The sequence below is a fragment of the Pelomonas parva genome, from assembly GCF_043555835.1.
GTDB lineage: Bacteria > Pseudomonadota > Gammaproteobacteria > Burkholderiales > Burkholderiaceae_C > Pelomonas > Pelomonas parva.
The window spans coordinates 43,610-58,085 of the sequence record NZ_JBIGHV010000004.1 but is presented as its reverse complement, the minus strand read 5'-3'; the positions used below and the strand labels follow the sequence as shown (position 1 = coordinate 58,085).

Below are 14,476 nucleotides of genomic sequence, written 5' to 3'. Positions count from 1 at the left end.
TTCTCGGCAAAAGGTCAGGGAGCCAGCAGCGGCGGGTTGGCGCGCGTGGGCGTCTGGGCCGAGGGGCGCAGCCGGTTCTCGCCGTTGCGTACCTCGAAGGCGGTGGCGAAGGTCTCGACGTTGCTGGGGCTGGCCACCGTGTCCACATACCACCATTCGCCGACGACGCGGTCGCGGTTCACGTCCAGCAGCATGTAGCCGCGGCGCGTGAGGTTCACGTACTTGAAGTGCGGGTTGTAGAAGCGGATGGCGCCGGCCACGGCGCCGGTCGTGTCGGTGTCGATGCCGGGCGACGAGACCGAGGTGCCGACGAACTCCACGCCCAGCGAGCCCGCGCCGGTCGTCTTGTCATAGGCCGCCGGGTTGTAGGGGTTGGGGTGCAGGTCGGCGGCCCAGCTGCTGTGGATGTCGCCGGTCAGCACGACAAGGTTGTCGACCTTCGCGTTCGTGGCGTCGCCCTGGATGGCGGCGTACAGGCGGTTGCGCGCCGGCTCGTAGCCGTCCCACTGGTCGCCGTTGATGAAGTACAGGCCGGGGTCCTTTGCCTGGTCGGTGCCGGGCGCCTTGAGCTGGGCAAACATGACACCCTGGCCCAGCAGCTTCCAGCGCGCGGGCGTGGTGCGCAGGCGGTTGATGAGCCAGGCTTCCTGCGCCTCGCCCAGCAGCGTGCGGCTGGGGTCGCCGTAGCCGGGGTCGGTGGTCGCAAAGCCGGGGCCGAAGGCGGTGGCGTGCGTGGCCGTGGTCAGCTGCTTGGAGCGGGCGCTGAGGCGCTCCTCCAGCATCAGCAGGTCGGCCAGGTCGCCGTAGGCAAAGCCGCGGTGGTTGTCGCGCAGGTTGCCGTTGGCCGGGCGCACAGGCATCCACTCGTAATAGGCCTGCAGGCCGGCGGCGACGCGGGCGTTCCAGTCGCCCTCGGTGCCGGGCTGGTGGTTCTGCGCGCCGTCCTTCCAGCCGTCGTTGGTGATCTCGTGGTCGTCCCAGATGGCGACCAGCGGATGCTGGCGGTGCATGGCCTGCGAGTCCACGTCGCGCTTGTACTGGGCGTGGCGCAGGCGGTAGTCGGCCAGCGTCACCATCTCGTGCGCCGGCTCGGGCGTGCGCACATTGCCGTACTGGCCGGCGCCGTATTCGTAGAGGTAGTCGCCCAGGTGCATGACCAGGTCGAGGTCGGCGCGCGCGGCAATGCGGCCGTAGGCATTGAAGTAGCCGTAGGCGTGGTTGGAGCAGCTCACCACGGCCATGCGCAGACTTTGCGCGCCGGTGGTGGGCAGCGTCTTCGTGCGGCCCACGGGGCTGGAGGCGCCCTCGGCGGTGAACTGGTAGTAGTAGGTCGTCGCGGGCTTGAGGCCGGCGGGGTCGACCTTGACGGTGTAGTCGCGGCCCGGGTTGGTCTTGGTGCTGCCGCGCAGCACCACCTGGGTCAGCGCCGGGTCGGTGGCGATGACGTAGGTGACGGTGACGGCCGGCTTGGGCGTGGCGGGTGTCACGCGCGTCCACAGGATGACGCGGTTCGCCAGCGGGTCGCCGCTGGCCACGCCATGCTGGAAGACGGTGTTGACGGCGGCTTGTGCGCTCAGCGGCAGCAGCGCGGGTGCTGCCGCCAGGGCGGCGGCGCCGGCCCCGGAACGCTTGAAGAAGTCGCGGCGGTTGTTGCCGGTGCGTGCGGGCTGGACTTTGGTGGGGCGACCCATGGCTGACCTCGTTTGATGTGGCCGCGACTATCGCCACCTGGCATGACCGGGCTGCGACAGTGAAACCATGGGCCGGATCAGCCGGGCACGTCCTTATCATTTCGCCCAATGGCCCTCGCCCACACCAAGACCCGCGCGCCGCGCCCCCGCGACGGCTTGCTGCTGCCGCGACCGGCGCTGCTGGCGACCGTCGACAAGGCGCTGGACGAACAGCGCGTGCTGCTGGTCTGCGCCCCCGCCGGCTATGGCAAGACGGCTCTGCTGACGCAGGCGCTGGCCGCGCAGTCGGCCGAGACGGCCGTCGCCTGGGTGGCGCTGGACGAGGGTGACGACCTGGGCCGGCTGCTGGACTGCCTGTTCGCCGCGCTGGAGCCCTTCGACCCGCCGTGGCGCACGGCGCCCGAGGGCCTGCGCGACACGGCGCTGCGCGGCGGCAGCGAGGTCGTCACCGCGGCTGACGCGATGCTGAACGCCCTGGAGGCCTGCGAGGTCGAGCGCGGCCTCATCGTGCTGGACGACGTGCACCACCTCGTCGACGCCGCCTCGCTGCAGTTCCTGGACCGCTGGCTGGCGCGCATGGGCTGGCGCTGGCGGCTGGTGCTGTCGGCCCGCCACGAGCCGCAACTGCGCCTGGCGCGGCTGCGCGCGGCCGGCGAGCTGGCCGACCTGGGCCCGGCGCAGCTGGCGCTGGCGCGTGGTGAAGTGGAGCAACTGGCGCAGGCGGCGGGCCTGGGCGAGGGCGACGCGGCCGGGCTGTACGAGCGCTGCCAGGGCTGGCCCGCCGGGCTGCGCCTGGCGCTGGGCATGAGCCAGGGCCAGCGCCTGCCCGCAGCCATCGACCGCGCCACCTTTGACTACCTCGCCGCCGAGGTTCTGGACCGCCTGGACGCCGGCCTGCGCGGCTTCCTGCTGCGCACCAGCGTGCTGCACGAGCTGGACGCGGCGCGCTGCCAGGCGCTGGGCGAGGACAGCAACGCCGCCCACTGGCTGGCCGAGATGGAGCGGCTGTCGCTGTTCGTCACCGTCGTCGACCTGGCGCCGCACACGCTGCGCCTGCACCAGCTGTTCCGCGACATGCTGCAGCAGCGCCTGCGCCAGGAGCAGCCCGAGGCGCACCGCCAACTGCTGGAGCGCGCCGCTGTGCTGGAGGCCGACGCGCTGCGCCGCCAAGGCCTGCTGCTGGCCGCCGGCCGGCCCGAGCGCGCCGCCGAGCTGCTGCTGGGCGATGGCGCGCTGCTGATGAACCAGCTGGGCGCGCAAGGCTTGCTGGACCTGACGCGCCGTTTCGACGCCGACTTCGCCGAGTCCAGCCCCGAGCTGCACCGCGTCAAGGCGCTGGCGCTGTGGGTGCTGTGGGAGGCTCAGCAGGCCGAGTGGCACCTGAGCCGCGCCGAGGTCCTGTTCGACGCGCGTGGCGACGAGGCCGGGCTGCGTGCGTCGCGCGCCCACCGCAGCATCCTGCTGATCGCGCAGGGCCGCCTGAACGAGGCCGAGGCGCTGCTGCGCGACCTCGACCCCTTCGCGCTCAGCGGTGAGCTGCGCCGCATGACGCTGCTGGGCCGCACCTGGCATGCGCTGGAGGTGTGCCGCTTCGACGCCGTCGCGCCGCTGATGGAGGCGCTCGTCACGGAGCTGCTGCAGGCGACGTCGCTGGAGGCCTGGTACACCGGCTCGCCGGCGCCGCGCCAGATTGCCTGCGCCAACATGGCGCCGGTGGTGGACCGCTGGTATCGCGGCGCCATGCAGGTGCTGGGCGAGCGGCCGCTGCCCTTCGGCGTCAACGCCCACATGGCGCAAGCCTGGAACCTGTTCTGGCAGGGCCGGCTGGCCGAGTCGCAGCAGCTGCTGGCCCGCGCCGAGGCCGACGCGGCCTGGTTCGGCCGGCTCATCATCGCCCGCAACCACGGCCAGGCGCTGCACGCGATGCTGGACCTGATCGGCGGCCGGCACGACTCGGCACTGGAGCTGATGCGGCTGCGCCTGGCTGAGCATGTGCCGGGCTACGGTGCCTGGGGGCAGTGGCATGCCACGTTCTTCATGAGCCGCATGGCGGCGGCCTGCGGCAACCGCGCCGCGCTGGCGGACGGCCTCGAGCGCCTGGTGCGTATCGGCGCCGACCTGCCGGACCTGCTGATGCCGCACCGGCCGCGCCCGCTGCAGGGGCTGCAGGCGCAGCTCGCGTCACTCGATGGCCGGCGCGACGAGGCAATAGCCGGCTGGCGCGCGCTGCTGGCCGATGGCGAGAGCGGCGACCTGCTGGGCCAGTTGGCCGAGGCCCGCCTGCGCCTGGCGGCGGCGCTGCTCGACGCGGGCGACCGCACGGGTGCGGCCGAGGCGCTGGCACCGGCGCTGGCCCGCCGCGAGCCCGGCGGCCTGCTGTGGGCCGTGCCGCTGCTGCTGCAGATGGCTGCGCGCGACTGGGGCGACCTGCTGGACGCGGCCGACCTGGCCCGCCTGCGCGGCTGGGCCGATGCCGTGCGGCCCGCGACGCAGGCGGCGGTGGATGCCGCGCCGGGTGCACTGGCCGACGAGCGCCTGTCGCAGCGCGAGGCCGAGGTCATCGCCCAGATCGCCGCCGGTGCCAGCAACAAGCACATCGCCCGCGCGCTGGACCTGAGCCCGCACACCGTCAAGCGGCATGTGGCCAACATCCTCGACAAGCTGGGGCTGAACTCACGTGGCGAAGCCGCCGCGTGGTTCAACAGCCAGCGTCATCACGCGGCGACGAGACCCGGCACGCTCGGCTGACCGACGGCCCGGCACAGCTTGGCCCAGGCGCTGTCGTTCAGCAGCGCCCGCGCCGAGGCTAGCACGGGTGCTTGAACGGCCGGCGGCAGGCCGCCGATCACCATGGCGCGCTCGGCGGGGTTGAGGGCCGGGATCATCCAGCGCAGCACGTCGCTCATCTCGCGCGGGCCGATGCTGGCCATGATGCGGCCGTGCAGCGCCAGCAGCTCGTCGTCGGAGTAGGCCGCCCACAGCGCCTGGTTGTGGCGGCTCTCCTCCACGGCCATGTGCTCGAAGTTGTGAGCCACGAAGGCCGCCAGCCGCCGGTACAGGCGCTGGGCAGCAGCCGCTGACGGCATGGCGCGCAGCGCGGCGCCTTCCGCGCGCAGCGTGGCGATGGTGTCGAGGTGCTCGTCATGCTCGGCCTCGATGGCGGCGCTGGCGCCGGCGCGGCGCGCCTCGATGGCCGGGTGCATGAAGGTGTTCTCCTTCTCCACATGGTGCTTGGCCGCGTCCAGCAGCGCGTCCAGCTGTGCCAGGCCGGCGGCCAGGTCCAGCGGGTCGTCCACGTCGATGCAGCCGAGCTGCTGCAGCGTGTCGGTCATGAACAGGCGCAGGGCCTTGTGGATGTGGGCGTAGAGGTCGGGGCGGGTGGCGGTCATGGAGGAACTCCGGTGGTGGGTTGGTGGCCGCCAGTGTTCCGGCCGGCGCCGCCGCTGCCATCGCCCTGACGGGCCATCGCCGATGGGCCATGCCATGACCCAAGTCATGGCTCCTTGGTATTCCTCACATTGGCCCGTCGGGGCGATGCCCGGGGGAGGGGCACTCGGCACAGTGCCGCTCCATGCCACGCCTTGCCCTTCTCCTGCTGTTCTGCCTCGCCGCCCCGGCCGGCGCGGCGTTGCCAGAGCGCCTGAGCCAGACCGGCCTGGCCGAGGCCGGCGTGCGCGCCTTCGAGCCGCGCTTTGCGCTGTGGTCGGATGGCGCGGCCAAGCGCCGCTGGATCGCGCTGCCGCCCGGTGGCCAGGTCGACGCGAGCCAGCCCAATGCCTTGCGCTTCCCCGCCGGCACGCGGCTGTGGAAGGAGTTCAGCGTCGACGGCCGGCCGGTCGAGACGCGTGTCATCACGCTGGCTGCCGATGGTCGCTGGGAATTCGCCAGCTACGTCTGGCAGGGCGACGACGCCATCCGTGCGCCTGCCCGCGGCCAGGTGCTGGCGCTGCCCGGCGGCAAGCGCTACGACGTGCCGTCGGTCGGCGACTGCATGGCCTGCCACGCCGGCGCGCGCAGCCCCGTGCTGGGCTTCGCCGCGCTGCAGCTGGGCCCAGCCGTGCCGGCGCTGTTGCGCGAAGGCCTGCTGAAGGGCGCGCCCGCCACCTGGGCTGCGCAGGCGCCGGACTTCATCGCGACCACCCCCGTCGAACACGCGGCCCGTGGCTACCTGCACGCCAACTGCGGCCACTGCCATTTCGATGGCGGCGTGCCGGTGCCGCTGCGGCTGGCGCTGGACGTGGGCGCTGCCCCCGCGCCGGTGGACGGCGCCGCTGTCATGCGCCGCGCCGGCACCCGCAACCCCTATCAGCAGATGCCGCCCCTGGGCACCCGCGAGATCGACGCCAAGGGCCTGGCCTTGTTGGCCCATCACTTCAACCTTGAGAAACCCGAATGAAAATCTTCATTCCCCTGCTCCTGCTGCTGGCCGGCACTGCCCAGGCCACCGACCGCATCGAGCGCGGCCGCTACCTCGTCAACACCAGCGGCTGCATGGACTGCCACACGCCGCTGAAGAAGGGCCCGCACGGCCCCGAGCCCGACATGACGCGGCTGTTCTCGGGCCACCCGCAGCAGCTCGTCATCACCGCGCCGGTCACGCCGCCGCCGGGGCCGTGGATGGTGGTCACCGCCGCCACGGCGACGGCGTTTTCCGGCCCCTGGGGCGTGAGCTTCTCGGCCAACCTGACGCCCGATGTCGAGACCGGCCTGGGCCGCTGGAGCGAGAACGACTTCGTGCAGACCATCCGCACCGGCCGCCACCTCGGCCGCGGCCGGCCGGTGCTTCCGCCCATGCCCATCCCCGTCTACAGCCAGATGACGGACGACGACCTCAAGGCCGTGTTCGCCTACCTGAAGAGCGTGCCGGCCATCCGCAACAAGGTGCCCGAGCCGCTGGCGCCGGCCCAGCCCTGAACCCTTTCGACCTCAATCCTGGAGATTCATCATGAAGCGTTTCTATTCTTCTTCGTCGGCCCCGTTGGGCCTGTTCTCGGCCCTCGTGACCGCGCTGGCCGTCGTAGCTGCGGGTGTGCTCAGCCTGCCGTCCGAGGCTTTTGCTTCGGCCTCGGCCTGTGACGACAAGGCCGCGTTGCAGCGCCGGCTGGACGACTTCGATTCGCGCTGGAACGCCAGCGACGCCTGGGGCCTGACGGCGCAGTTTGCGATGGACGGCAGTCTGGGCGCCGCCGGCGAGGCCGGGCGCCAGGCCGTCTATCGCGAGTTGATCGAACGGCTGGGGCGGTCGTCGGCGCCGAGGCAGACCAAGGTCGTGCGCGCGGTGGATGCCGGGCGGGCCTGCCTTGTGGATGTGATCGTCCGCAGTGGGGAGCGCAGCGAGGCGGGATTGTTCCTGCTGGCGCATGGGCGCGAGGGGGGGATCGTGGCGATGCGGTGAGTGGTAGTTCGTTTGCTCTTCGCAAAATCGAAAAAGGAAAGCCCCGACCAGCAAACCCGGTCGGGGCAAAAGAGCGCTTCACACCGCCCGGGACACACCGGCGAAGGTGCATAGGGCTGCGGCGTTCATCACAGCGCAGGTGGCTGGCGCGAGCGACACCGGGAGGTGCCGCGTTGCGGGCCGGAGCTCGTGCTTCTCGTGGGTCGCGGGCGGCTCGCGGTGCCGCCTCGCCAGGGGCCGCAACGTTGCCGGGGGCCATGCACTGGTGACGGGCTGAATCATCGGCGCGGTGGTCCGTGAACAAAGCCGCGATCAGCGTGGGCCGCAGGCCGCTAATTCGGCTGAAGGCACGCCACCGGTGGTCCGTTCGGCTCTGGCGCTGTCATGACGGCGTTGTGTTCAACCTTCAAATTCGGGAGACAAAAACCTTTCGGGAGTGGAGCCATGAAGAAGACGACCACTGCGGTCGCTGCGGCGCTGCTGTGCGCAGCCAACGGCATGGCCTGGGCGCAGCGCGTGGCGCGCGTGCCTCAGTCTCTTGCCGCGCATCCCTCGGCCGGCAATGGCGACCTTTCGACACGCGAAAGTCTGCCGCTAGCGCCCGGCATCCCTGGCGGGCCGGGTCCTGCACCCAGCCCGGCGCCGACACCCACGCCCGTCCCACCACCGGCGCCGGCTCCTGTGCCGAGCCCGGCGCCTACGCCCACACCGCCGCCTCCGCCTCCTCCCGCGCCCGCACCGTGGCCATGGCCAGCGCCGCCTCCGGCTCCCACTCCAGCGCCCGTGCCTACGCAGCCCCCGCCGCCGACGACGAACCCGTCTCCGGGCAACGGGCCGACGACGGGGAACACGCTGCCGCCCCCGCCGCCTGTGTACGCGTCGCCGCCGCCAGCACCAGTGCCGAGTCCCGCGCCCACACCGAGCCCGACGCCGTCGCCCAGCCCGTGGCCTGCACCGACTCCGGCTCCGGTTCCCACCCCGCCGGGACCGGCGCCTGCGCCAGTCCCCGCGCCGAGCCCTGCGCCAGCGCCCACACCTTGGCCCGCGCCGCCCCCCGCGCCGGTGCCGACGCCTGCACCGTCGCCTGTTCCGGTACCCACGCCAGCCCCGGCGCCGTCGCCTGTCGACCTGCCGCCGGCCACGGCGCTGCGGCAGAACCCCGTCAGCGACGGCGACGCCTGCGCGGGATGCGCTTACTTCGTGGAGAGCAGCTTCGTGTATGTGGTGGGTAGTCTTACCGGCCAGGTCAAGTTCGCGACGCCACTGAGCACGAATGTCGGCCGGGCGTGGCTGTCGCTGAACCGTCTCGGTGGGACGGCGGATGCGCATGCCGTCAGCGTTTTCGGCGTCGGCTCTGATTCAGTGCAACTGGCCATCGGCGAGCTGCGTGCCGGCAGCCTGCTTGGCGAGCTTCAGATTCCGGCCGGTCTTTCGGCTGGCCAGGAGGTCTTCCTCGACGTCACCGATTTCGTGCGCAGCACCCCGGCGGCTTATCTGTCCTTCAACCTGTATTCGACAGGTGCGGTCGACCTCTTCAGTTCGCTTGAGATCAACGAGGGTCTACCGTCGCAGCTCATCCTCAGCGCAGTGCCCGAACCCAGCGAGGCCGCGCTGATGTTCGCCGGCCTGCTGACCCTCGCCGGCTGGCTGCGCCGGCGGGCGTTCAAGGCGCCCGCCTGAGGCAGCCGGTGCTAGAGGCCCAGCTGCCGCCGCCAGCGTCCGGGCAGCAGTGCATCCACCGTCAGCGCCACGAGCATCGACGCGCCCAACAGCGGGTAGAGCAGCCCGAGCAGCACCGCCACAGCCACCGCGCCCCACGCCGCGCGATCACCCGCACGTCGCGGCGGCGCCGCCAGGCGGCCACGCGGGCGGCGCTTGAGCCACATCACCACGGCCGACACGGCCAGCAACACAATGGACAGGCAGCCGGCCAGCATGACGAGCTGGTTGGCCCAGCCGAACTGTCGGCCCGTGTGGAGGCTGATGCCCCACTCGGTCACGCGGCCGACGGCGCCGTAGTCCCGGTAGCCCACGTCGGCGAGCACGGCGCCGCTGTAGCGGTCCAGGTGCACCACGCGCAGGTCGCGCACATCGTCGGCAAAGCGCATGGCGGTGTAGACGCCCTGCGGCCCCGCAGGCAGGCGCACCGGCGTGCCGGCCGGCAGGCCCAGGCCGGCGAACACCTGCAGGGCGCGGTCGATGCCGAGGGACGGCGCCGCCGCGGCCTTGGGCGCTGCAGGCACGGGGGGTTGTTCACCGTGATCGCCGTCATGGCCCGCGTGTGGGTCCTGCGACTGCGGCAGCGGCCGCTCGCTCAGCGCCCAGGGCACGGCCGGCAGCCCGGCCAGCGGCAGGCTGGACTGCGGCGTGCCGCCCCAGATGTACTTGGGCGCGCCCACGCCCCAGGTGCTGGTGAGGCGCCCGAACTGCTCGCCCCAGAACGCTGACCACGGCATGCCGGTGACGGCCAGGAACAGGATGGCCACCGCAGCGATGACGCCGGTGACCGCATGCAGGTCGCGCCACCACAGCCGCTGCGCGGGTGCGCCGCGCACGCTGATTACGCCGCCGGAGCGGCCGCGCGGCCACCACAGGAACAGGCCCGACGCGACCAGCACGATGGCCCAGCCGGCGACGACCTCGATCCAGTAGTTGGCCACCGGGCCGGCGATGGCCAGCGAGTGGATGCGCTTGACGACGCTCATCAGCCGCCACTCGTCCGGCAGCCGGCCCAGCACGCGGCCGTCGGCCGGGTCCAGGTAGACCGCCACCACGCCCTCGGCCGCCGTGCGCACGCCCACCTCGGCACTGCGCCCCGGCGCGGCTGGCGCGACGAAGCGCACGGCATGGCCGGGCTCTGCCACCAGCGCGCGGGCCACCAGCGCCTCGGCGCTCTGGCTTGCACCCGGGCGGCTGTCGGCAGTCAGCAGCTGCCGATAGAGCAAGCCCTCGATGGGGTCCTTGAACAGGTAGAGGCCACCGGTCACGGCCAGCAGCACCAGGAAGGGCAGGCAGACGAGGCCGGCATAAAAGTGCCAGCGCCAGACGCGCCGGTAGAGCGAGGACTCGCCGCTGCCGGCGGCGGCCTCGGGCGGGGTGGCGGTGGTGGTGCTCATCGGGTCTGCATTTCAGTTTTTCATGGCGCTACGCGTCACCCGCAGGGGATGAAACGGGTGCATTTCGGGCCGAGCGCCGGGCCGCTCCCAAGCCGGCCCGCGTTGGCGATGCTTGCGGCACGATGCCGCAAGCATCGCCGCCCCCTCGGGGGGCCGACTGGGCGTGCGCGCGTTCAGCGCGGCAAGACTGAGCGAGGGGCTTCAGTTTCACTTCAGAACTTCAGGCGCGCACCGACGTAGAACGAGCGCGGCTCGCCCGGAGACAGGATGGCGGCATTGGCCGCCGCCTTGTCCTGCACGCTGAATAGCGACACATAGGCCTTGTCCGCCAGGTTGCGCGCCTCGGCATAGACCTCCCAGCGCTGGCCGCTCAAGCCGGCGCGCAGGCCCCACAGCGTGTACGAATCGACCTTGTAGGTGTTGCTGAAATCGGCCCAGCGGGCGCCGACGATGTCGAAGGTCGGGCCGGCGAAGAAGCCGCTGGCATGGCGGTACAGCAGCTCGCCCTTGACCGCGTACTTCGGCGCGGCCGGCAGGTCGCGGTCGCCGTAGACGGTGTCGCCCTTGAACTTGAAGTGATTCAGCGTCGCGTTGACCAGCGGCTCGATGCGGTGCGTGCCCGCGTCGTCCAGTGCCAGGCTGGCCCCGAGCAGGGCTTCCACGCCCGCGTGCACGGTGCCGCCGGCGTTCATCGACAGGCTGGTGCCCGGCGCGCCCGGCTTCTCGCGCGACAGGATCTCGTCGCTGAGCTTGCCCCAGTACAGCGCCGTCTCCCAGTGCCAGCGGTGGCGGCCCTCGGTGAGGCTGCCGCGCGTGCCGATCTCGGCGACGGTGCCCTTCATGGCCTTGAGCGTCGAGCCGTCGGCGCGCGCGTCGTCCTCCAGCTCATAGGTCGTGGGCGCCTCGTACAGGCGGCTCAGGTTGGCGAAGAGCTGCACTGCTGGCGTGAGCTGGCGGATCAGGCCGGCACGGGGGTTGATGCTGTCGTAGTCGGCCTTGGGGTTGCGCAGCACGCCGCCCGGCACGCTGGTGTTGCGGATCTCGCGGCTGGCGTTGACGGCCTGGGCGCCGTACACGGCTGTCCAGCCCGGCGCGAACTGCCAGCGGTCCATGAGGAACAACTCCAGGCTGTCGGCGCTGTTGTCCACACGCGTGAACGGCGTCTGCAACCACGTGCCTGGCGTGTAGCTGTCGTTTGTGCCCTTGACCGTCATGCGGCCGTAGTTGAGGCCCATGAGCAGGTCGTGCGCGCCAGCGCGGCGCTGGTAGCGCAGCGTGGCGCCGGTGTTGCGCTGTTCGGTGTCGATCAGCAGGCTGAAGTAGGGTGGCGCGTAGACGATGGGGTGGAAGAGCTGCTGGCGCTCGTGGGACAGACCGGCGGTGAGGCTGCTGTCGGCATCGATCTGCCAGCTCGTCTTGTTGGCCAGGCGCCAGGTCTTGACGTTGTACTGGTAGTCGCCAGCCGCGGCGGCGGCCTGGGCCTGGCGCGGGTTGGCCTGCCATTCGTCGCGCGTCAGGCCACCTGGCAGCTGCTGTTCGTTGTCGATGGCGGTGGCGTAGAAGCGGGTCTGCACGCCGTCGCCCAACTGCACGCCGGCGTTGGCATACAGGCCGCTGCGTTGCTGGCGCTGGTGGTCGCGGTAGCCGTCGCTGCGCTTGCCCTCGACGGTAAGCAGCCCGTCGAAGGCGCCGGCCACCGTGCCCACGGTGGCGCGGGCCTGTCGCTGGCCGTGGCTGCCGCCATTGACGAGCACCTCGTTGGCCGCGCCGTCGCGGGCGGTGGGCGTGATGAAGTCGATGGCGCCGCCCAGCGTGCTGGCGCCATAGGTCAGCGCGTTGGCGCCGCGCGCGACGACGGCATAGCGGGCCGACAGCGGGTCGACATCACGGTTGTGGTTGTTGCCGTCGGCGGCGGTGACGGGCAAGCCGTCGACCAGCAGCTTGATGCCATTGCCGTCGTAGTTGGTGGCGTCCAGGTTGGAGCCGCGCGCGGAGAAGAAGGTGGAGTCGCCGGTGGAGCCGCTGGCCACCCACAGGCCGGGCACATAGCGCAGCGCGTCGGCCAGGCTGGTGACGTTGCGCTGGCGCAGGTCTTCGCCGTCGACGAGGGTCACGGCGCCGGGTGTGGCGGCCTGCTCGGCGGCCAGCACCTTGCCGACGGGGTCGGCCGTGGTCTTGCCGGTGACGAGCACGGCCGGCAACTGGCCGGCCGGGGTGGTGGGAGATTGCGCGACGGCGCAGGGGCTGATGACGAGCGCGGACAGCAGAGCGCGGGAGATGGGGTGCATGGCGGGATTCGGTGGTTGGAGGTTGCGGTGTCAGTGCCCGTGCGCGGGCTGGGCGGCGCCTGGCGCGCGGACCTGGGCCTGCACCTCGATGCGCTCGCGCTTGCCGGCCTTGTCTTCGACGACCAGCGTCAGTGGCAGCGTGCTGCCGGCGGGCAGGGCTTGCTTCAGGTCCATCAGCATCACGTGGTAGCCGCCGGGCTTCAGGGCGACGGCCTGGCCGGCCGGCAGGGCCAGCGACGGCACCGCGCGCATCTTCATGACGCCGTCGTGCATGGACATTTCGTGGATCTCGACGATGGGCACACCAACCGCGCTGACGGCCACGAGCCGGGCATCGCTGGGCGAGGTGATCTGCAGGAAGGCGCCGGTGGCCTTTTGCTGGGCGACGGTGGCGCGCACCCAGGCGTCCTTGACGACGACTTGCGCGGCGGCCGGCGCGGCGGCGCAGGCGATGCAGGTGGCGAGCAGGATGGGGCGGATATTCATGTGGCTTCTCCAGGGGTGAGGAAAGAGGGACTGGGGCAGCTGGCCGTGCCAGCGGGTGCCTGGAAGGCCAGCGGCAGGCTGTCGGCGATCAGCCAGGTGGCCAGGCCCAGCGTGATGCCGATGAGCCCGTGCGCGGCGGCGCGCAGCAGCAGGTGGGTGAACCTCATGGGTGGGGGCTCAGTGCGCCGTCTTGCGACGCGGCGCCAGGGCGGCCAGCCCCTCCAGCGCCACGAAGGCCAGCAGGCTCCAGCCAAACACCGGCATCGCCCAGCCGAGCGCAGCCATCAGCGGCCACAGCCACAGCGGCACGGCCTTCAGCGTGCGCGCCGGCAGCGTGGGCGCAGCGACCTTGCCGCGCGGCCGGCGCTGCCACCACATGACGAAGCCGGAGACGACCGAGAACACCGCCGCCAGCGCGGCCAAGGCCAGCAGCACCTGGTTCCATACGCCGAACTCGCCGCGGTGGAAGGGGATGCCCACCGCCGTGGCCTGGGCCAGCGCGGGGAAGTCGTACCAGCCGCTCGCAAACAGCGTGGCGCCGGTTCGTGCGTCCAGCGCCAGGCTGAAGCGGCCGGTGGGCTGGCTGCGGTCGAAGTTCTCGGCGCGCCAGACGCCGTCCTTGCCGGCCGGCGGCGTGAGCTGCATGGCGATGTCGGGTGCCCGGCTGCGCGCCGTGTCGTAGGCAGCCTGCCAGCTCAGGTGCGGGCTTTCAGCGGCGGTGGACTGCAAGCCCTTGGGCGCCCTCGGGGCGTCCTGGGACAACGAACGCTGCATGTCGCGAAAGCGCTTGCCGCTGTGCTCGGCCCAGGTCAGCCCGGTCACCAGCACGACGGCCAGCACCAGGCCCAGCGCAATGGCCACCACCGCATGCAGGTCACGCCAGGTGGCCCGTCCGCGCCCCCAGCGGGGCACCAGCGCGCGCCAGCCGTCGCCGCCTCGGGCCTGCGGCCTGGGCCACCACATGACCAGGCCGGTGGCAAACAGCACCAGCATCCAGCTCGCACCCAGCTCGATCAGCCAGCGCCAGCCGTCACCCTGCAACGCGTTGGAGTGCAGCTTCTTGGCCCAGGTCTTGAAGCGGTCCATCTCCTGCAGCTGGCCCAGCACCTGGCCGGTGTAGGGGTTCACGTAGACGATGCTGCCCGACGGCAAGCCGTGGTCATGCTCGCCGCCGGCGCCGTGGTGGGCGTGCGGCGCGCGCAGCCAGACCTGCGTGCTGTCATCCGCCGCATGGGCCGACACGACGTGGCGCAGCGCCGCATCGGGTGCTGCGGCCAGCGCGGCCTGCACCTGCACATCGAGCGGCAGGCGCTGTGAACCCACATTCACACGGTCCACGTCCGCATGCCGCCAGGCCTCGATCTGCGGCGTGAAGACGTAGAGCAGGCCGGTCAGCGCGGCGAACAGGATGATGGGCGAGCTGATGAGGCCGGCCCAGAAGTGGAGGCGCCAGAACAGCCGGTTCAGCGCGGACGACGAGGAGAGCGTGCTCATGTGCTG

At 71.8% G+C, this 14,476-nt stretch carries 12 protein-coding genes; 5 read left to right on the top strand and 7 right to left on the bottom strand.

Annotation, left to right across the window (positions count from 1 at the left end):
• Nucleotides 1-14: 14 nt before the first annotated feature.
• Nucleotides 15-1,691 carry an alkaline phosphatase D family protein gene (locus tag ACG00Y_RS10915; RefSeq protein WP_394478693.1) on the bottom strand — a complete coding sequence of 559 codons (1,677 nt, stop codon included), beginning with the start codon at nucleotides 1,689-1,691 and terminating at the stop codon, nucleotides 15-17.
• 108 nt (nucleotides 1,692-1,799) lie between these two features.
• Between ACG00Y_RS10915 and ACG00Y_RS10910 the strand changes: the two genes are divergently transcribed.
• A complete protein-coding gene (locus ACG00Y_RS10910) occupies nucleotides 1,800-4,439 on the top strand; it encodes a winged helix-turn-helix domain-containing protein (RefSeq protein ID WP_394478692.1) in 2,640 nt (879 codons plus the stop codon).
• Here the strand turns inward: ACG00Y_RS10910 and ACG00Y_RS10905 are convergent.
• Nucleotides 4,406-5,080, bottom strand: coding sequence for a hemerythrin domain-containing protein (locus ACG00Y_RS10905; protein WP_394478691.1), 675 nt, complete (start codon nucleotides 5,078-5,080; stop codon nucleotides 4,406-4,408). The two genes, ACG00Y_RS10910 and ACG00Y_RS10905, sit on opposite strands and share 34 nt — an antisense overlap.
• Before the next feature lie 182 nt (nucleotides 5,081-5,262).
• Between ACG00Y_RS10905 and ACG00Y_RS10900 the strand changes: the two genes are divergently transcribed.
• The 4 genes from ACG00Y_RS10900 (at nucleotide 5,263) to ACG00Y_RS10885 (ending at nucleotide 8,766) form a co-directional block, all read left to right on the top strand.
• A complete protein-coding gene (locus ACG00Y_RS10900) occupies nucleotides 5,263-6,087 on the top strand; it encodes an SRPBCC family protein (RefSeq protein ID WP_394478689.1) in 825 nt (274 codons plus the stop codon).
• Nucleotides 6,084-6,605, top strand: a complete 522-nt coding sequence (locus ACG00Y_RS10895) for a c-type cytochrome (RefSeq protein ID WP_394478687.1) — start codon at nucleotides 6,084-6,086, stop codon at nucleotides 6,603-6,605. Before ACG00Y_RS10900 ends, ACG00Y_RS10895 begins: the two co-directional genes overlap by 4 nt.
• Nucleotides 6,606-6,636: 31 nt before the next feature.
• Complete coding sequence (locus tag ACG00Y_RS10890) at nucleotides 6,637-7,086, top strand: hypothetical protein (RefSeq protein WP_394478685.1); 450 nt, start codon at nucleotides 6,637-6,639, stop codon at nucleotides 7,084-7,086.
• Nucleotides 7,087-8,148: 1,062 nt separating this feature from the next.
• The gene (locus ACG00Y_RS10885; protein WP_394478683.1) at nucleotides 8,149-8,766 is read left to right on the top strand and encodes a PEP-CTERM sorting domain-containing protein; all 618 of its coding nucleotides are present in this window, start codon (nucleotides 8,149-8,151) and stop codon (nucleotides 8,764-8,766) included.
• Nucleotides 8,767-8,777: 11 nt separating this feature from the next.
• On the opposite strand, the gene ACG00Y_RS10880 is transcribed toward ACG00Y_RS10885, so the two are convergent.
• The 5 genes from ACG00Y_RS10880 to ACG00Y_RS10860 all read right to left on the bottom strand — a co-directional run bounded on the left by ACG00Y_RS10880 (nucleotide 8,778) and on the right by ACG00Y_RS10860 (nucleotide 14,470).
• Complete coding sequence (locus ACG00Y_RS10880; RefSeq protein WP_394478681.1) at nucleotides 8,778-10,202, bottom strand: PepSY-associated TM helix domain-containing protein; 1,425 nt, start codon at nucleotides 10,200-10,202, stop codon at nucleotides 8,778-8,780.
• A 212-nt stretch (nucleotides 10,203-10,414) separates the two neighbouring features.
• On the bottom strand, nucleotides 10,415-12,490 hold the full coding sequence (locus ACG00Y_RS10875; RefSeq protein ID WP_394478680.1) for a TonB-dependent receptor family protein: 2,076 nt from the start codon (nucleotides 12,488-12,490) through the stop codon (nucleotides 10,415-10,417).
• Between the two features lie 30 nt (nucleotides 12,491-12,520).
• Entirely contained in the window at nucleotides 12,521-12,976 is a 456-nt protein-coding gene (locus tag ACG00Y_RS10870; RefSeq protein ID WP_394478678.1) for a copper chaperone PCu(A)C, read from the bottom strand.
• The gene (locus ACG00Y_RS10865; RefSeq protein ID WP_394478676.1) at nucleotides 12,973-13,143 is read right to left on the bottom strand and encodes a hypothetical protein; all 171 of its coding nucleotides are present in this window, start codon (nucleotides 13,141-13,143) and stop codon (nucleotides 12,973-12,975) included. Before ACG00Y_RS10865 ends, ACG00Y_RS10870 begins: the two co-directional genes overlap by 4 nt.
• A gap of 10 nt (nucleotides 13,144-13,153) precedes the next feature.
• Nucleotides 13,154-14,470: a PepSY-associated TM helix domain-containing protein gene (locus ACG00Y_RS10860; RefSeq protein WP_394478675.1), complete on the bottom strand. Its 1,317-nt coding sequence runs from the start codon at nucleotides 14,468-14,470 to the stop codon at nucleotides 13,154-13,156.
• Nucleotides 14,471-14,476: the final 6 nt, after the last annotated feature.

Excerpts from the sequence above, each read along its gene's own strand:
- ACG00Y_RS10915 (WP_394478693.1), bottom strand. The coding sequence starts at position 1,691 with ATGGGTCGCCCCACCAAAGTCCAGCCCGCACGCACCGGCAACAACCGC.
- ACG00Y_RS10910 (WP_394478692.1), top strand. The coding sequence starts at position 1,800 with ATGGCCCTCGCCCACACCAAGACCCGCGCGCCGCGCCCCCGCGACGGC.
- ACG00Y_RS10905 (WP_394478691.1), bottom strand. The coding sequence starts at position 5,080 with ATGACCGCCACCCGCCCCGACCTCTACGCCCACATCCACAAGGCCCTG.
- ACG00Y_RS10900 (WP_394478689.1), top strand. The coding sequence starts at position 5,263 with ATGCCACGCCTTGCCCTTCTCCTGCTGTTCTGCCTCGCCGCCCCGGCC.
- ACG00Y_RS10895 (WP_394478687.1), top strand. The coding sequence starts at position 6,084 with ATGAAAATCTTCATTCCCCTGCTCCTGCTGCTGGCCGGCACTGCCCAG.
- ACG00Y_RS10890 (WP_394478685.1), top strand. The coding sequence starts at position 6,637 with ATGAAGCGTTTCTATTCTTCTTCGTCGGCCCCGTTGGGCCTGTTCTCG.
- ACG00Y_RS10880 (WP_394478681.1), bottom strand. The coding sequence starts at position 10,202 with ATGAGCACCACCACCGCCACCCCGCCCGAGGCCGCCGCCGGCAGCGGC.
- ACG00Y_RS10875 (WP_394478680.1), bottom strand. The coding sequence starts at position 12,490 with ATGCACCCCATCTCCCGCGCTCTGCTGTCCGCGCTCGTCATCAGCCCC.
- ACG00Y_RS10870 (WP_394478678.1), bottom strand. The coding sequence starts at position 12,976 with ATGAATATCCGCCCCATCCTGCTCGCCACCTGCATCGCCTGCGCCGCC.
- ACG00Y_RS10865 (WP_394478676.1), bottom strand. The coding sequence starts at position 13,143 with ATGAGGTTCACCCACCTGCTGCTGCGCGCCGCCGCGCACGGGCTCATC.
- ACG00Y_RS10860 (WP_394478675.1), bottom strand. The coding sequence starts at position 14,470 with ATGAGCACGCTCTCCTCGTCGTCCGCGCTGAACCGGCTGTTCTGGCGC.